We start from the raw sequence: 17,012 nt of genomic DNA, 5'->3' as shown, positions 1-17,012 counted from the left end.
CGAGTGCCGTCGGCGCCCTCCGCGCCGACGGCACTCGTCCGTCCGTCAGGCCCCGGCTCAGGAGACGGACCTGCCGAAGAACTCCAGCTCCGCGACCGCCACCTGCTTGCGGGGGTCGGCGCGCCAGGCCGTGCGCAGGACCAACCGGACCGACAGGGCGTCCCGGACCCGCAGGTCGACACGTTGCGTGCCGCCGTCGTTGACGCGGTGGTGCGAGACGTGGAGTTCGCCCGCCGCGTCCTTGACCACGAGGTCGAAGGTCCGCGGGGTGGCCTGCCCGTCCGCCTGGGTCGTGTTCTTCGCACTGCCGGGCGTGACGAGGACGCTGAGCAGATCGGTCGGCTCGGCGAACCGCGCCTCCAGGTACTGGCCCGCCGAATCGCCCGCGTACCCCGTGCCCCACCAGGTGTTGGAGTAGCCGTCGCCCGCCAGCTTCGGGTCCTGCCTCGGCGCGGAGTGCGAGGCCAGCCAGGCGACCGGGTGCACCGGGACGCGGGTCGCGAAATGGTCCTGGACCGCGCGGGCGGCCGGCGGACCGCCGAAGACGCCGCCGACCACCACGGCCACGACCGCCGCGGCGATCAGGGCGCGGACCAGCACACGGCTGCGGTCGCGGGCGAGCCCGGGCCGCCGGCCGGCGTACGGGCCCTCGGCCGTGGAGAGCCGCTCCGGGACCATGGGCGTCGCGCAGGAACGGCAGAAGTGACGGCCCGGGGCGTTGGCGAGCGAGCAGGCCGGGCACGGCGTGCCGCCCTCGACGGGGGCGGGCGCCGCGGCCGCCCGTACCGCCGGGCGCGCCGCCTCCGGACGCGCGGGGAGCACGGGAGCGGCGACGGCCGGCTCCACCGGACGGTTCCCCGGCACCGGGACGAGGAGCGCGCGCACGACCGTGTCCGAGGGATCCCCGGGAGAGGCCGACGCCGGCCCCTCGGACGCGGAGCGCCCTGCCGGCGTCTCCTCCGCTTCCCCGGGCGCGGGCCTCCCCGACGCGGCGCGCCCGGCCGGCGCCTCCTCCGCCTCCGCGATCACCCCCGGTACGGGCACGGCCGGGGGTTCCCCGGCGGACGAGGCCACGGCGGGCAGCGGGGCGGTGACCTCCTCGGAGCCGGCGGGGGGCTCCGGCGCGTCGGCGCGGGCGGCCGTCGCCGGCGCTTCCCCCGCCGCGTCGGCCGGTCCCGGCACGCGGGCCCGCTCCGGGACGGACGAGTCGCCCGGCTCCCGCACGCGGGCCGGTTCCGGGACGGACCGGTCGGCGGCCGGGGCCGCTCCGGCCGGGGTGTCCCAGCGCAGGAACGCTCCGCAACCGTCGCAGAACGACTGGTCCGCCGTCCGCACCGGGCTCGCGCAGTCCGGGCAGGGACGGGACTGGGGCGCGTCACTCATGGGGGTCAGGCTCCTTCGGATGTACGGGAAGAGGTCACCGCGACGGTGAACGGCAGGTGCGCGGGGCGGGCCGCGGCCACGACCGAGCGCAGCCGGTGCGGATCGACGGCGGCCGGGTCGGCGACCCGGAGGACGACGTGCAGTCCGGCCACGGGCGCCCCCGGGAACGGACCGAGCGGACGGGCGGACCAGCTCGCGCCGCCGCTCTCGGCGATCTCCGGGGCGACGCCGAAAGCGAGCCGCACCGCCGCCGCCAGCCCCTGCCGGGTGCCGCGGACCCGGTGCAGCGCCACGGCCGAGGCGACCGCGTGCCGCCGCAGCGGCAACGGCTCGCCGCCGTCCAGCTCCGCGCCCACCCAGGTCGCCAGGTAGTCCACGAAGTCCTCGGGAGCGAGCGCCGGCGAGAAGTACGCCTCCAGCGAGTCGAGGACGTTGAACAGCGGAGCGAGGACGACGTCCAGGCCGGACACGAACCGCTGCCCGAAGTCGTCCTCCGCGTAGACGGCCGGCAGCGCCGCCCCCAACGGGTACGGGGTCGCGAGCCCCGGAACCGTACCCCGCGCGGAGCCGCTCACCGCGCCTCGATCACACGGACGCGGTGGTCGAACGGGAACAGCAGCGCGGACGGCGCCAGTTCGATCCGGTCCGTCGCCTCACCCCGCCTGCCGGTCAGCGGATCGGCCGGATGCAGCAGCACCTCGTCCACCAGCTCCACGCCCGGCACCCGCTGGAGCGCCGCGAAGACCTCCCCGGCGCGCAGCGGCCGCCCGAACGGCCACCCCTCGCCGTGCGCCCCGCCCGTCAGCGGGTCCAGGTACGCGTACAGCGTGTCCAGCGCCACGGCGCGCACCCGCTCCGCCTCGGCCGCCCGGAACGAGTGCAGCGTCGCGACCACCGTCACCCCCTGGTAGAACGGCGGACCGACGGCCAGCCGGGTGCCCAGGGGCCGCCGCTCGTCGAGGAAACCCGTCACCCGGCCGAGGAGTTCGTCGCCCGGGACCAGCTGCTCGAAGCGCAGCCGCCCGCCCCGGTCCGGCACCGCCTGCGGCACCACCAGGACCCGGACCGCGTTCTCGCCGGCCTCGGCGGCGTCCGCCGCCAGGCAGGAGATCCGCGCGGCCTCGGGCGCGGCCCGCCGGGCCAGCTCCTCGTAGTCGCGGGCCGTGACGGCCCGCTCCTGCGCCCGCAGGGTGATCGGTGCGCGGGACTTGGCCTCCTCGACGGTCTCCCCGTCCACCCCGCCCCGCGCCGCCTCGCGGTTCTCGACGCGCGCGACGTACGGGATGGAGCTGCGCAGCACCGTGATCGTGGAGCGGGCCACATTGCCCGCCCGGCCGCCCCCGGTGCCGTAGCGGACCGCGCGGATCGCCGCGCCCTTCGGCGGCACCGCCCCGAACTGCCGCAAGGTTCCGTCCGGTTGGCGCACGGAGGGGCCGAAGGCGATCTCGCCGGTCGTCGCGTCCAGGGTGTAGTGCCGGTCGCCGGGGCGCGAGGAGGCGAAGTCGCGGACGGGGGTCCACTCCTGCCAGCCGGCCTCCGGGTCCTCCTCGTCACCGCCGCCGTCCGCGCGCCCGGCGACCTGGAGGAGCAGCGGCGGCCGGTCCACGACCGGCGCGTGCGCGAGCCGCATCCGCTGCCCGGGGACGCCCTCGGACTCGCCCAGACGCTCGTCCCGCACGGCCTCGGCGTGCGCCGCCCGCACCGTACCGCCGATGGTGAACGCGCCCGCCGCCCGCACGGTCGGCGACTCGCTGTAGGACGGCAGCCCCTCCACCGGCTCCACGACCCGGCAGCGCACCCAGCCCGCCTCGTGCCCGCCGAGCCGCGAGACCGCGTGCCCGGACGGCATGTGCAGCACCACCTCGCCCGGCCGGTTGAGCCCGCCCGTGGAGTCCTCGTCGACCTCGCACACGACCCAGCCCTCGGCCGCCGACCACGCCTCCCACACCAGGGGCGGTCGGCGCGGGTCCACGCCGACGCCGTCGACCCTGCTGTCCAGGTCGAGGACGAGCACACAGTCCGGCACGGCCGCCGAAAGACCGATGAGCAGGGTGTCGCCGACGCGCGGCAGGGCCGAGAAGACGGGGACGTCCGCCCCGCCCACCACGTCCTGCGAGCGGTCCTCGGGCGTGCCCCCGGCCTCCTGCCGCAGCAGCCGGGTCACCTCGCAGGGGACGACGGTCAGATCGGCGGTCGTCGCGAAGACGACCGCCTCCTCCGTCTCCGTACGTCCGGTCGACACCTCCGTGCCGGCGGGCAGCAGCACCGGTTCGGGCTGCGGAGCGGAGAGCCGGAAGGTGATGTCGGCGCGGGCGGCGGCGGGCGGGAAGAGCGTCACGCCGAGCAGGTCGAGGAAGGCCAGGTGGTTCTTCTCCGGGACCCGGTTGAGCCGGTAGACGAGCTGGTCCGCCATGTGCGCGACGGCCTCGACCAGGGTGACGCCCGGGTCGGAGACGTTGTGGTCGGTCCACTCGGGGCACGCCTGCTGGATGTAGCGCTTGGCGTCGTCGACGAACTGCTGGAAGCGACGGTCGTCGAGATGGGGTGCGGGCAGGGCCATGGCGGCTCTTTCAGTCCTCGGAGGGGATGACGTAGAAGGGGAAGACGAGATTGCGCGGGTTGTTCGCGCCGCGCACCCGGTAGCGGACGTCGATGTGGAGGGTGGTCGGCTCCCCGGGCGCGGGGGCGACCGTGACGTCCTCCACCTCGATCCGCGGCTCCCAGCGGTCGAGCGAGGACATCACCTCGTACCGGACCCGGCCCATCGTCGCGTCGTTGACCGGAGCGAACACCAACTCGTGGACCGCGCAGCCGAACTCGGGCCGCATCGGCCGCTCGCCCGGCGCCGTGGCCAGGACCAGACGCATCGACTCCTCGATCTCGCGGTCGCGACGGACCAGGGCGATGGAGCCGCTCGGCCCGGTACGCAGGGGAAAGGCCCAGCCCGCACCGACGAAGTGCTCACTCAACGGAAGGTCCTCCTCTCGGAAGGCTCGGAAGGCTCGGAAGGGTCGGATCAGGACGGTGGGATCAGAACGGCAGGTTCGCCGCGACGGGATTGGGCATCGGAACGGTCGACGTGACGAACGCGGGCGCGTTGACGACGGCCTGGGTCAGCGCCGACACCTTGAACTTCGCCCCGGCCTTGATGTCCACGCCGAGGCCCGCGTTCAACCGGATCCGCCCCGTCGCCGAGAGCGTCAGATCGGCCCCCGACTCGACCGTCACCCCCCGGGCCCCGCTGATCGTGACCGTGCCGTCGCTGTCGATGGTCAGCGTGGTGCGGGCCTCGTTCAGCTCGACGCTCAGCCCGCCCTTCGACGTCCGCAGCCGAATGCCGTGCGAGGCCCGCGTCCGACCGCCCTCCTCGCGCAGCTCCACCGTGTGCCCGGTGCGCGAGGTCAGGGCACGCCACTGGACCCGCCCGCTGGTCGGATCGACGGGCGCGACCCGGTCCGTGGCCGGCGTGTGCCGGTCGACGCCGTTGTACAACCCCGCCAGGACATAAGGATGTTCGAGGGAGCCCCGGTCGAAGGCGCACAGCACCTCGTCGTCCACCTCCGGCAGTACGAGACCGCCGCCGCCGCGCCCGCCGAGCTGGGCGACCCGGCACCAGCCGCTCTCGTACGTCGCCGACAGCCACGGGAAACGCAGCCTGACCCGGCCCAGCGACAGCGGGTCCTTGGTGTTGGTGACCAGCGCGACCGCGACGCCCGGCATGGGCGGCGCCGGCTCCCCGCCGCCCGAGGCCGTCCCGTACAGCGAACGGAACTGCCGGCCCGACACCGTCAGCCACGTGGTGAACTGCTGCCCCGACGCGAAGACGTGCCGCACGCCCGTGGCGGTGTAGCGGCCCTCGAAGGGGAAACCCGCGCCCTTCACCGCCACCGGCTGCCCCGGCTTCAGCGAGGGATTGCCGGTGACGGCGACCTCCACCTCCGCGAACGAGCCGGTGACGTCGTCGGCGAGCGCGGCCGCCGCCTGCGCCACCTCCGACTGCGTCGTGAACGGCGTGCCGGTCGCGGCGAGTTCGGCCGCGCCGAAGGGCGCAGACAGCTGGGCCGGGGTGATGTCCGAGACGATGTCCCGGCTCGCCACGGCGGGCGTCGGCGAGGACAGCGCCTGCTTGGTACGGGGATCCCAGCCCCGCACGTCGACCCTCCCCACCTGCCCGGCGGCCGTCACCGACACCCGGCTGTGCAGCGTGTTCGCCCCGAAGTCCAGGACGTACGGGCTGGCCGCGGCCGGCGTGGTGTCGGCGGGCGCCGAGGAGGCCGGCGGCAGAGCGGCGAACACGAGCCGGCCCGCCGCGTCGACGGAGAGCCGGACGTCGTTCTCCCGGGCGAGCCGGGACAGGAAGTCCCAGTCCGTGATGTTGGGCTGGGTCGCCAGCTCGTAGACGGTGGGCGTCGCCTCGACCCTGCCGAGAGGGATGCGGTTGAGCGCGGCGAGCTTCCGGACGATGTCGGACGCCGTCATGTTCGGATAGCCCTCGACACGCCGGTTGCGCAGCAGGCGGTGACCGGGGTCGTAGCCGCGCAGGATCAGGTACCGCCCGTGTCCGGGAGCCGCGTCCACCTCCACGGCGGTCACCTCGCCGGTCAGCATGGGCTCCCCGAGCCGCCCGTCGGTGAACGGGGACAGCACCGCCATGGCCCCCACCTTCAGAAAGGGGAACTTCTCGGTGAGCGTCCCGTCCTTGTCGCCGAAGGTCAGCTGGAACGCGGACGGGACGTTGACACTGGCGTCCACCCAGCCCTCCGTGAGCCGGACCGCCAGCGGGTCCGGGAGCGGCGTGCCGTCGAGCTGCACGTGGAGGACGGTGGTGAAGGTCTTCTCGCTCATGAGGCGCCCTCGGTCTCCGGCATGTCGGTGGTGGACGGCAGCAGCAGTTCCGTGCCCGGGCGCAGCCGCATCGGATCGTCGATCCCGTTCGCCTCGGCGATCACGCGCCAGCGCGTCGCGTCGCCGTACTCCCGCCAGGCGAGCGAGGCGAGCGAGTCCCCGGCGACCGTGCGGTGCGCCTTGCGGGCCGACAGCGCGCCCGACGTCGGGTTCTGCTTCTTCGTCGCGGTGGCGACCTCGGTGAGCGAGAGCGAGCAGGTCGCACGGATCGGTGTGCCGCTCGGACTGAACAGGGTGTACGTCGCGGAGACGGACGTCACGTACGCGACGAACCGCACCGTCGAGAACGACCCCCACGAGAACTCCACCCACGGCGGCGACGGCGCCTTCGCGCCGATGCTCTGCCGGGTCACCTCACAGCAGGAGAGCAGCAGCTCCACCTGCTGCTGCACGTCGTTCGAGGACGGGTCGTCGGACCGGTCCAGGAACACCTCCAGCTGGAGCCGCGCGGGCTCGCTGCCGGTGAACTTCGGCGGCGCGCCACGGGTGTACGCCACGGCCCGCTCGGTGTGCCAGTTCGCGGACCGGCTGAGCTGCAGCTGATCCGGGTTGAACTGGAACCTCACCTCGCCGATCCGGCCGCCCATCGAGCCGCCCAGGTCCGTCGGCGGCTGGTGGATGGAGAGCGAGGCACGGGAAAGACCGCGGGCCGCCAGGGCGCCCATGACGCCGGCCATCTCAGGCACCCCCCGCGTCGGTGAAGCCGTGGTGCGCGATCTCCAGCGTCTCGGTGGCGACGGCCGGACTGGCCGGGTCCAGCGTCGGCCCCGTCCACCGCACCGGCAGCACCTCGACGAGACCCCACTGCGCGACCGTCGAACCGTCCGCGCGCAGCGCCGCGATCTGCGCCGTCGGGCGCGTGATGCCCGTCGCGAGCGACGAGATCCAGGCGGCGACCTTGGCCGTGTCCGGAGTGAGGGGGCGGGTGAGACGGATGGTGGAGAACGTGACGCGGGTGGGGAGCTGCCAGACGAAACCGTTGTTGCCGCCCTCCCGGCGCTGCTCCACCTCCACCTCGGAGGCCAGGCCGTCGCAGCCGTTGAACAGGCCGAGGTCCTGGCCGTCGATCGTGAGCTTGAAGAAGACGGTGGAAGCGGGGTCCGACTGCGTGGGCATGAGGCGGGTCTCTCGGTAGGCGGGGTCGGTGTCGGGGCGGGTGTCGGGTGGGTGGGCCCTGGTCAGTGGCCGTGATCGCGGAGCCGGCCCACCCGCTCGCGGTCGGCACGGAGCTCGGCGCGCAGGAGGCGCGAGAGCGGGGTGACGAGGCGACGGGCCAACTCGTCGAGCTGGGTGGGCGATTCGGATCCGGGGGTGGGGGCGGGGACGGGAGCGGAGGGTGGGGCGGCTGCCGTGGCGGCACTGCGCTGTACGGGGGCTGCGGGGGCGCGTGATGAGCGGGGGACGGGGGCGGCGGCGGTCGGCTGGATCGGTACGGGGAGCACCGAAGGGGGAGGGAGAGGGACTGCGGGGGCCGGGACGGGCGGGGGAGCGGGGGTGCTCTGGCGCTGCACGACCACCGGGCGGGCGACGGGCCGCGCGGCGGACGGCGGAGCGAGGGGGACGACGACGGGACGGACGGCGCCGGTGGACGGTGCGGCGACGGAGCGCTGGACGGTGGGGACGCCGGGCGTGGCGGGCGTGACGACGGGTACGGCCGCCGGGGGAGTCGCGGGAGCCGTACGCGGACCGGCGGGCGCGTTCGCGGCATCGGGGAGGCCCGGGGTGAGCGGCCGGGTGGTGGCGAGCGGCCGGGCGGAACGGCGCCGGACGGTAGGCGCGGTGGCACGGGGGAGGTCGGTGACGGTGACCACGGGGAGGGGCGCGGAGGCGGCCGGTCCGGCGGTGACACCTGCGGCCGCCGCCGCAGGGGCCGTGGGGCTCCCGGCGCGCGGCTCGGTCCGTACGGGAGCCGACGGCGGGGTGGCCGGTTCGACCGTGCGGGGCGCCGGGGCGGTGGCCGGAGGAAGGGAAGCCGTCGGCCGGGGTGCGGCAGCGGAGGTACGGGTGATCGGCGCCCCGATCGGGGACCGGCGCGGTGCGGGCTCGGGGCGCGGCGTGGGCGGGGCGGTGGAGGAGCGCTGGACGGGCGCGCCGAGTCCCGGCCGGGCGGGGGGCGTTGCCGTGGTCCGGGGCGGCTCGGGCGCCGGGGGAGTCGGAGGTACGGGGTTCCCGGGTCCCGGATTCGTTCCAGGTGCGGGAGCGACCGGAGCGCCCGGAGCAGCTTGGGCCGGCGACGGCGTGGCCGCCGCCGTGCTCCAGTCGCCGCCCGGGGCGCGCCGTGAACGCCGTACGGAGGGACGGCGCTGCACCGGCGCGTCGGGCGCGCCGACGGGAGTCCCGGGCCTGGCGGGGGAACCAGGGCCCGGGACGTTCTGGGGCCGCCCGGCGCGCGAGGGCTCCGGCGCGGTGTGGTCGGACGCGGCCGTGGGCGTCGGAACGGCTGCCGTCCCGGTCGTACGAGGGGCAGCTGCCGCACGCTGGACGGCAGCGGTGCCGGGCACGGGCGCGCCGACCGCCCTTGCGGCACCGGCCGGAACCAGCCGGCGCGGCGGCTGCACGGGCCGGGCGGAGACCAGGGGCGAGCGCCGGGCGGGCACGGGGGACGCGGCACCCGCAGCCGTCGTCTCCGCGCGCGGTGCGCCGACGGCCGCGCGCCCGGCAGGTTCGGGGGACGGTCCCTGGGCACTCGCGACGGCACGCTGAACCGCGCGAGGAGGGGGAACGGCCACGGGCAGGGTGCGGCCGCCGTGTGCCGGAGCAGACGGCGTACGGCGTACCGGAGCGGACGCGTCGCCCCTCACCGGGGCGGCCGCTTCCCCCCGTACGGGAGCAGGCGCGGTACCTCGTACCGGCGCGGGTGCGTCGGCCTGGGCGGGCGAGGCCGTGGCCCTTTGCACCGGGGCGATCGCCTCGCCCTGTACCGGCGTGGGTGCGTCGGCCTGGGCGGGGGAAGTCGTGGTCCGTTGCGCCGGGGCGGCTGCCTTGCCTCGTACCGGGGTGGGCGCGTCGTTCCGTACCGGGGTGGGTGTGTCAGCTCGTGCGGGGGAAGTCGTGGCCCGTTGCGCCGGAGCGGCCGCCTTGCTCCGTACCGGCGTGGTCGCGTGGTTCCGTACGGGGGTGGGTGTGTCAGCTCGTTCCGGGGAGGCCGCGGTCCGTTGTGCCGGAGCGGTCGCCTTGCCCGGTACCGGGGCGGGTGCGTCAGCCCGTACGGGGGAAGTCGTGGCCCGTTGCACCGGCAGAGGTGTTTCTCCCCGTACCGGAGCAGGCGTGTGGCCCCGTGCCTGCGTGGTCGCCGCGTCCTCCGGCGGAGCCGTCGCCCCACCCCGTGCCCGCGCGGGGCCATCGGCCCGTACCGCAGCCGCGGCACGGGGTCGGGCGCCCACCCGGGCAGCCGTCTCCTTCGGCCCAGCCTTGGGCGGCGGCGCGGCCCCGTCGGTGCTGCCCGCGGCTTCGGGGCCCGGCGAGGCCGTCACCGCCACCGGCAGTCGCAGGCCCGGCAGTTCCGCGGCGGGGGCGCCCGCCGGCCGTCGTACGGGGCGCACGGCGTCGAGGAGTACGCCTCCGGGCGCGTCCGGCACCGCGCCGTGGCCGAGGTCGGTCTGGAAGGAGGGGTTCCAGTGGGTGGCGAGCGACGCGGCGAAACCGTGCTCCGTGACGGTGCGGGGAGCCTCGTCAAGGACTCGCCGCACGGGCGGCAGCCCGCGCCACGCGTCCCCCGGCGCCGTCGCGGGCGCGACGGGCTCCGCTCCGGACGGCTTCCGCGTCCGCCACCTCTCGAACATGCCCATCTTCTCCAACCTCCTTTCCCCGTGCTTCGCTTACGCCTGCGACCGCTCCACCAGCGAGGCCGCCTGTGCCACGTACCCGCGCCGGTCCGCGTGCTCCAGGTCGAGGATGTCGTCCACGCCCCAGTGGAAGTGGAAGGCGAGGTACGCGGTCTCCTCCTCGATCCGGTCGGCCGCGTACGTCACGATTCCCCCAGGCGGCTCCCGGCCAGCTCGACCTCGAAGGACTCCTCGCAGTGGGGGCAGGCGACGGCGGCCCGCGTGTGGCCCTCCGCGTTGATCTGCCGGTAGAAGTCCTGGAGGAACGCCAGGTCGGAGGCGAACATGTTCTCCACCGTCCCGTCGTGGACCGACGGGAGCGTGCCCAGCCGGGTGATGACCCGGCCGAGCAGCACCACGGACAGGTACGCCGGGTTCTCGCGGACCCGGATGTCCCGCAGCGGCAGCAGCTCGTCCCGGGCCGTGGCCAGCCGCATCGCCCCGTGACGGTGCACGGTGCCCGCCTCGTCGACGAAGCCGCGGGGCAGCTCGAACTCGAACTCGGTGCGCAGGGGCTCCTGCCGGCGGTCGGGCTGCGGCCCCGCCGATCCTTCGCGTCGCATCAGCCGAGCGTCAGCTCTTCGAAGGTGATGGTGACCTGCTCGGTCAGGGCGGCCGCGTCACCGGCCTTGGTGGAGCTCAGCTCGACCTTCGTGCACCAGGCGTTGCGGAGGTTGTACCGCTTCACCTCGGTCAGCTGGTAGTCCAGGAAGATGATGGACGCGTCCTTGCGGGCGGAGCCCATGTCGCCGGCGATGGAGGCGGAGATCCACTCGGTGAAGGCGGCGGACTGCGTGGCGCCGCGGGTCACCGTGCACTCGCCGGCCTTCTTCACGCCGGGGAGCTTCTTGATGATGGGCTTGCCGTCGGCCGAGACCTGCTGGAACTCGATGACGTCCTGCTCCATCGTGAGGCCGCTGATCTCCTGCAGGGTCTCGACCATGACGCCGTCGATCTGCAGGCCGAAATTGTGGGTGGTGAGGGCGTCACCGGTGTCGAGGGACATGCGGGTCACTCCTGTTCATGAGGGGGTCGGGGACGGACGGGGGAGGCGGGGCGGGGGATCATTCCTCCAGCTCGCCGCCGCCCCCCTGGAACTGCGCGAGGCGGAAGACCACGAACTCCGCGGGCTTCACGGGCGCGATGCCGATCTCGCAGACCACCCGGCCGAGGTCGACCGACTCCGGGGGGTTGGTCTCCGCGTCGCACTTCACGTAGAAGGCGTCCTCGGCGCGCTGGCCGAACAGGGCGCCCTGGCGCCACTCGTTGACCAGGAACGCCGAGATGTTGCGGCGGATGCGGGCCCACAGCGACGGGTCGTTGGGCTCGAAGACCACCCACTGCGTCCCGACGAGGATCGACTCCTCGAGGTAGTTGAAGTAGCGGCGGACGTTCAGGTAGCGCCAGGCCGGGTCGGAGGCGAGCGTCCGCGCGCCCCACACCCGGATGCCCCGGCCCTGGAAGGCGCGGATGCAGTTGACGCCGACCGGGTTGAGCAGGTCCTGCTCGCCGCGCGTGATCTGGAGCTCCAGGTCGACCGCGCCGCGCACGATCTCGTTGGCGGGCGCCTTGTGGACGCCGCGCTCCGCGTCGTTGCGGGCCCAGACGCCGGCCATGTGACCGGACGGCGGCACCGTGCGGGTCTGGCCGCCGGCCGGGTCGAACGACTTGATCCACGGGTAGTAGAGCGCGGCGTACCGGGAGTCGTAACCGGCGGTCTCCTGGCGCCACTTGCGGATGTCCCGGGCGCCCAGTCCCGGCGGCGGGTCGAGGATCGCCATCCGGTCGCCCATCAGCTCGCAGTGCGCGATCAGGCCGAGCTGGACGGCCTTGACCTGCTCCAGGTCGACGAGCCCCTGCTGGTAGGCCGCCATCAGGTCCGGCACGGCGACCATGTTGATCTCGTCGAGGGCCTCCAGGCCGCCGAAGCCGGTGCGGTCGGCGGAGTCGCCGATGAACTGCCCCGGCTCCATCGCGGCGGGCGCGTCGGCCCGCACCGCGACCGGTGCCGGGACCTGCGCGGGCGGGGCGAGGGTGACGGTCTGGGCGTCGGGCCTGGCGAGCTGCCCGCCGGCCGCGGCCTCCTCCAGGACGATGGCCTTGGAGCGCTGCCTGACCTGCGCGACGACGTAGTTGCGGGCGCTCTTCTTCGCGGAGGCGTCGAAGCTCTCGACGACCTTCTCGCCGTCCTTGACGACCAGCTTGAACCGCTCGGCCTCGCCCTCGACGTCCTGCACCTCGACGGTGAGCGCCCCGCCGGCCTCGGACCCGGCGGTGATGGCCGCGACCCGGAAGGTGCCGAGCGCGACGGCCTCGCCGGCGACGAGCTCGCGCGGGGCGGCGGCGGCCGTCCCGACGGGCTCCGCGGCGCCCTCGGCGTCCCCGCCGCCCACGCGCACCACGTACGCGGCGGTGCCGCCGTTGTTGAAGAAGCCGTACACGGAGTGGGCGAGGTAGTACCCGTCCGTGAAGTCACCGAAGGACGCGACGTACTGCGACCAGTTGGTGACGAGCACCGGCTCGTTCAGCGGTCCGGTCGGCGACAGGCCGACGAAGGCCGCGACGGAGGTCCCGACGCCCTCGATGGGCCGGGACCCACTGGCGACTTCCTCGACGTAGACGCCGGGGGACAGGTAGGTGGGCATGAAGGGTGATCTCCTTGGGCGTGCCGGGGTGTGGGTTCTGGTGCCGGAGGGCCGGTCGGGAGCCCGTGGGCGGGGCGTGGGCCGCTACGCGGCCGCGGGCGGGTGCCGGTCGGTCAGGCGCTGGTTCTGCCGTACGGCCACGTCCATGCGCACTCCCTGGACGAGGCCGCCGATGAACATCAGGTCGGCCATCAGGTCGGCGTAGGAGCGCTGGGCCTGGATGTCGCGGAACTCGATGCGCTGCTCGTGAGCCGGGGTGGCCGCGCCCATGTGCTCCAGGTTGACCCCCTGGTAGTGCAGGCGGTCGTCGCGGTGGGCGGCCACCTTGTCCCGCAGCCGCTGCGAGGCGGTGGCGTGGAGCGGGAAGTCCTTGACGTGCTCCTGGAGCCGGGCCACCGCGGCGGCCAGGTCGGTGCTGCCCGCCGCTGCCTGTGTGCTCAGCGCGTCGAGTTCCGTGTTCAGTCCGGCGAGCAGGTTCGCACCGTCGGGGAGGGAGCCCGTCCAGGGGGCGTTCTCGAGGTCCGGGGCGCCGCGCGTGCCGCCGAACTGGGTCTGCCAGGCCTCCCAGCCCTGCTCCCAGGCCCGTACGGACTCGAGGAAGAGTTCGACGCTCCCGCCGAACGCGCTGGACGCGTCCATGGAGATGTGGCCGCCGCCTCCGTGGACGGAGTTGTCGACGAACAGATCGAGGGGCGCCGAGGTGGCGATGCCGAACACGTGGTTGTGGATGATCCGGTTGAGGACGCCGCCGTTCGCGAAGTCGCCGATCGGGCTGGGCCGGGTCTGGGTCTCCAGGCACGCGTCGTCGAGGCTGAGGGCCCACCACCACGAGAAGCCGTTGTCGTCGGGGTTCGTGTAGGTGAACCTCTTGGCCGGGTGGCCCTTCACCTCGAAGTCGGAGACGGTGACCTGGAGGTTGGTGCCCGGCAGGGGCCGCGCGACCACCGCGGCGGCCCAGGCGTTCATCTTGGTCAACGCGTAGGTGATGGTCGAGCGGGCCCTGGCGAGGGGCACGCCCTTCAGGCCGGTGGTGTCGACCTGGAGAGGGGCGCCGGTGGTGGAGCCGGTGCCGTTGAGCACGGCGTCCGTGAACGTGAACTCCGTGCCGACCAGGGTCTCGCGCAAGGGCTGCGCGTGGTCCTGGAGCGCCGAGGTCTGCCGGGTGGCGACCTCCTGCTCCATGACGTTCAGACAGGAGACCAGGGCGGACACCTGGGGGTCGCCGACCGTCTCGGTGTTCGCGACCTGTCTGAATCCCCGGGCCATGGCCGATCCGGTCCCGAAGCTCTCGACCCAGGCCGGGTTGCCCGTGAGGAGGGCGCCGAGGAGTTTGTTGACGGGCCCGTTGGAGCCCTCCACGGAGTCGCGGACCTCCTGGAGGGCCGCGTACGACCTGAGGATCCGTGCCCAGTTGGCGGCGACGTAGTCCCGCGCGTCGGCCGCGCCCCCGGCCGGGTCGTGGAACCGCTGGACGGTCTGCTCTCCTGCCCGTCCGGCGGGGACGGCCCGCTGAACGGGACCCGTCCGGCCGGGCCGTCCGGACATGGCCCGGGACGCGTTCGCCTCGGCCTCGCGCTCGAAGCGGTCCGAGGGGTCCGAGACCTTCAGGCCGGAGCCGTCGTCCGTGCCGGCCACCGGGCCCCGGCGCTGCTGGATCACGTGCGTCAGTTCGTGCGCGAGCGTGTGCCGGTCGCCGCCGCCCTCGCCGATGACCACATGGGAACCCGAGGTGTACGCACGGGCCCCCACCTCGGCGGCCGAGGCCTTCGCCGCCGCGTCCGTGTGCACGCGTACGTCGGAGAAGTCCGCGCCGAGACGGGACTCCATGTCCGCGCGGACCGAGTCCTCCAGCGGGCGTCCCGCCGAGCGCAGCACGTCGGGGACCGAGGACCGCTGCACGGTCCGCCCGTCCCCCGGGGCGTGGCCGCAGCCCGCGCCGTGGACGTGCGTGTCGCGCTGCACCGCGGCCGTGAACGCCGCGTTCCCCACGGCCCGTTGCAGCGCGGCCGCCGCTCCCGGGGTCAGGCCTGCCGCCCCGCCGGTGGCGGCGAGGCGCGCCGTGTCCTCCGGCAGGGGCTCCCGGGCGGGACGGCGCACCGGGCGGTCGCCCCGGACCGGTCCCGGCTCGTCGCGGTGTGTCGACTCCATCGTGCTTCCCCTCTCCCGGGCTCCTGGACGGCGGCCGAACGCTTTCGACTCTCGCCGAGCCCCGGCCGCCCGGCCAGGGAAGAAGGGGCGGTCACGAGGGCAGTCGGGGCTGCCCCGACGGTCACGCTCCCGGGACCGCGAGTCCGGTGCCGGTACGGTCACGCCTTCCGGAGCCGTACGCCGACGGGAGGTTCCCCGCATCCCTTGACAGGGCGTCCCGGCGTGCGAGGGTAGGGCCGGAGACGGCCCCCCCGGCCGCGACCGGGGGCGTGCTCCGGGCTCGTGCCCCGCACCGCCCCAAGGGGCGTCGGGGCAGGCCGTGTTGCCCCCGCACCGGCACTTTCGGGCAGCCGGAACCCGCCCCCGCCCCCCTAGCCTGCGGTCATGACCATCTGGACCTCTCTGGACCCGGCCGACGTCACCGTCGAGCCGGGGGCCCGGACCTCCGCCCGGCTGCGGGTGCGCAACACCGGGGACACCGTCGAGGAGTACCGGCTCTCCCTCGTCGGCAAACCCTCGGGCTGGTCCCGGGTCGAGCCGGACGTCCTCCGCCTCTACCCGGGCAGCGAGGGGACCGCCGAGATCACCTTCGCCCCGCCCCGCTCCTCGGACGCGGAGGCCGGACCCCACGCGTACGGCGTCCGCGTCGACCCCCGGGAGAACGCCGCCGCCCGCGACGTGGTGGAGGGCCGGCTGACCGTCACGCCCTTCGCCGAGACCCGCGCCGAGCTGCTGCCGCCCGCGCTCGCCGGCCGCTTCCGGGGCCGGGCCCGCATCGCCGTCGACAACCTCGGCAACACCCCGCTGACCGCGTCCCTGATCGCCCGCGACGAGGCCGGCCGGCTCACCTTCGACGTACGGCCGAACGCCGTGCAGATCGCCCCCGGCCGCGCCGCCTTCGGCGAACTCGTCGTGCGGCCGCAGGCCGTGCGCTGGACCGGCGCCGAGGAGTCGCACCGGTTCACCGTGGCCGTCCGCCGCGCGGGCGACGACACCGCCCTCGACCTGGAGGCCACGTACGACCAGCGGCCCGTCTTCGGGAACTGGCTGGTCGTGGCCGGCGGACTCCTGGTGACCGCCGCCATCGCCTTCGCCGTGCTCTGGTTCGGCTTCTCCCCGAAGGTCGTCAGCACCGCCAAGGAGGTCCAGGCCACCGGCGCGCCCAGGCCCGCGGCGCAGGGCAACGGGGACGAGCTGCCCGAAGCGCCCCCGCCCGGCGCGTCCGGCGGACCCACGCCCGGCGGGAAGCCGCCCGGCGACGAGCCTCCGCCGGTGGACGGAGGACCCCCGCCGGCCGGGGGAGACGGCGGGGCGGGCGAGGACACCGGTGACGGCTCGGGCGGCGGGGCGACCGGCGGCGGATCCGGCGGGGGCGCCGTGCCGACCGACCCCGGGCCGGGCACCGGCGACGGCGGGAACCAGCCGCCGCCCCCGCCCGCTTCCACGAAGACCCTTCCCCCCTGGGTCCAGGGCGACCCGAAGGACCTCGTCGTCGAGTACGCCCAGGAGCGCCTCGCCGCCATGGGCAGCACCAACCCGTGCAGGCTCACGGGGAGCTGGAGCCGCGGGATCATCGACAGGGCGACCCGTGACGCGATCGCCTGCTACCAGCGCGCCGTCGTCGAGGACGCCGGGAACGGCAAGAACTCCGGCGAGATCCTGAACGTCGACACGGAGGGCACCCTGGGGCGCGCCACCCTCACCTCCCTCTGGGTGCAGGGGATCACCCCCGACGAGGTGAAGCCGGGGAGCAGCAGCATGGAGAACACCCAGCTGATGGCGGCCTTCTGGTGGGCGTACAACCGCAGCTTCTCCGACGACGACCTCGCCAAGGCGCGCACCCGCGCCCAGCAAGGCATCGACAACCTCCGGACCGGGAAGGTGACGGCCACCCGGAACGGCAGCAGCGTCCAGGACCACATCCGTCAGTACCAGACGGCCGTCGGCCTCACGCCCACCGGCACCGCCGACTGGCCGACCCTCCGCAAGATGCTCGGCGGCAGCGTGATGTGAGCCGACGGCGGACGTCGGACGAAGGGCCGGGGGGCCACCCGCCGATGCTCTCCGCGTCGGCGTACGTCTTTAGGGCCTTTGCTACGCGCTGGTC

General features: G+C 74.8%; 14 protein-coding genes. 1 reads left to right on the top strand and 13 read right to left on the bottom strand.

Translation table 11 applies throughout. The features are described from left to right. Window positions 1-57 precede the first annotated feature (57 nt). The 13 genes from ABZ318_RS15315 to ABZ318_RS15255 form a co-directional block, all read right to left on the bottom strand. Window positions 58-1,383, bottom strand: coding sequence for a hypothetical protein (locus ABZ318_RS15315; protein WP_356902938.1), 1,326 nt, complete (start codon window positions 1,381-1,383; stop codon window positions 58-60). A 5-nt stretch (window positions 1,384-1,388) separates the two neighbouring features. Next, window positions 1,389-1,958: a phage tail protein gene (locus ABZ318_RS15310; RefSeq protein ID WP_356902937.1), complete on the bottom strand. Its 570-nt coding sequence runs from the start codon at window positions 1,956-1,958 to the stop codon at window positions 1,389-1,391. Continuing rightward, window positions 1,955-3,943: a putative baseplate assembly protein gene (locus tag ABZ318_RS15305; protein WP_356902936.1), complete on the bottom strand. Its 1,989-nt coding sequence runs from the start codon at window positions 3,941-3,943 to the stop codon at window positions 1,955-1,957. Before ABZ318_RS15305 ends, ABZ318_RS15310 begins: the two co-directional genes overlap by 4 nt. A gap of 10 nt (window positions 3,944-3,953) precedes the next feature. After that, window positions 3,954-4,352, bottom strand: coding sequence for a GPW/gp25 family protein (locus tag ABZ318_RS15300; protein ID WP_030689157.1), 399 nt, complete (start codon window positions 4,350-4,352; stop codon window positions 3,954-3,956). A 61-nt stretch (window positions 4,353-4,413) separates the two neighbouring features. Beyond that, window positions 4,414-6,228: a VgrG-related protein gene (locus ABZ318_RS15295; RefSeq protein ID WP_356902935.1), complete on the bottom strand. Its 1,815-nt coding sequence runs from the start codon at window positions 6,226-6,228 to the stop codon at window positions 4,414-4,416. After that, window positions 6,225-6,965 (bottom strand): LysM peptidoglycan-binding domain-containing protein, encoded by a 741-nt coding sequence (locus ABZ318_RS15290; RefSeq protein WP_356902934.1) that lies wholly within the window; start codon window positions 6,963-6,965, stop codon window positions 6,225-6,227. Before ABZ318_RS15290 ends, ABZ318_RS15295 begins: the two co-directional genes overlap by 4 nt. Before the next feature lies 1 nt (window position 6,966). Then, window positions 6,967-7,404, bottom strand: a complete 438-nt coding sequence (locus ABZ318_RS15285; RefSeq protein WP_030689162.1) for a phage tail protein — start codon at window positions 7,402-7,404, stop codon at window positions 6,967-6,969. Between the two features lie 62 nt (window positions 7,405-7,466). Next, window positions 7,467-8,099 (bottom strand): extensin, encoded by a 633-nt coding sequence (locus ABZ318_RS15280; protein ID WP_356902933.1) that lies wholly within the window; start codon window positions 8,097-8,099, stop codon window positions 7,467-7,469. A gap of 2,007 nt (window positions 8,100-10,106) precedes the next feature. Beyond that, the gene (locus ABZ318_RS15275) at window positions 10,107-10,259 is read right to left on the bottom strand and encodes a DUF6760 family protein (RefSeq protein ID WP_356902932.1); all 153 of its coding nucleotides are present in this window, start codon (window positions 10,257-10,259) and stop codon (window positions 10,107-10,109) included. Further along, window positions 10,256-10,675, bottom strand: a complete 420-nt coding sequence (locus tag ABZ318_RS15270; protein ID WP_356902931.1) for a hypothetical protein — start codon at window positions 10,673-10,675, stop codon at window positions 10,256-10,258. The genes ABZ318_RS15275 and ABZ318_RS15270 overlap by 4 nt, the downstream gene beginning before the upstream one ends. Further along, on the bottom strand, window positions 10,675-11,118 hold the full coding sequence (locus ABZ318_RS15265) for a phage tail protein (protein WP_030693830.1): 444 nt from the start codon (window positions 11,116-11,118) through the stop codon (window positions 10,675-10,677). The genes ABZ318_RS15270 and ABZ318_RS15265 overlap by 1 nt, the downstream gene beginning before the upstream one ends. A gap of 58 nt (window positions 11,119-11,176) precedes the next feature. Beyond that, window positions 11,177-12,757 (bottom strand): phage tail sheath subtilisin-like domain-containing protein, encoded by a 1,581-nt coding sequence (locus tag ABZ318_RS15260; RefSeq protein ID WP_356902930.1) that lies wholly within the window; start codon window positions 12,755-12,757, stop codon window positions 11,177-11,179. Window positions 12,758-12,841: 84 nt separating this feature from the next. Continuing rightward, window positions 12,842-14,905: a DUF4157 domain-containing protein gene (locus ABZ318_RS15255; RefSeq protein ID WP_356902929.1), complete on the bottom strand. Its 2,064-nt coding sequence runs from the start codon at window positions 14,903-14,905 to the stop codon at window positions 12,842-12,844. Between the two features lie 384 nt (window positions 14,906-15,289). Between ABZ318_RS15255 and ABZ318_RS15250 the strand changes: the two genes are divergently transcribed. Then, window positions 15,290-16,918, top strand: coding sequence for a hydrolase (locus ABZ318_RS15250; protein WP_356902928.1), 1,629 nt, complete (start codon window positions 15,290-15,292; stop codon window positions 16,916-16,918). Window positions 16,919-17,012: the final 94 nt, after the last annotated feature.

It is taken from the genome of Streptomyces sp. NPDC006197 (assembly GCF_040613865.1).
GTDB lineage: Bacteria > Actinomycetota > Actinomycetes > Streptomycetales > Streptomycetaceae > Streptomyces.
The sequence above is the reverse complement of the archived record's forward strand: the minus strand, read 5'-3'. Positions and strand labels throughout refer to the sequence as shown.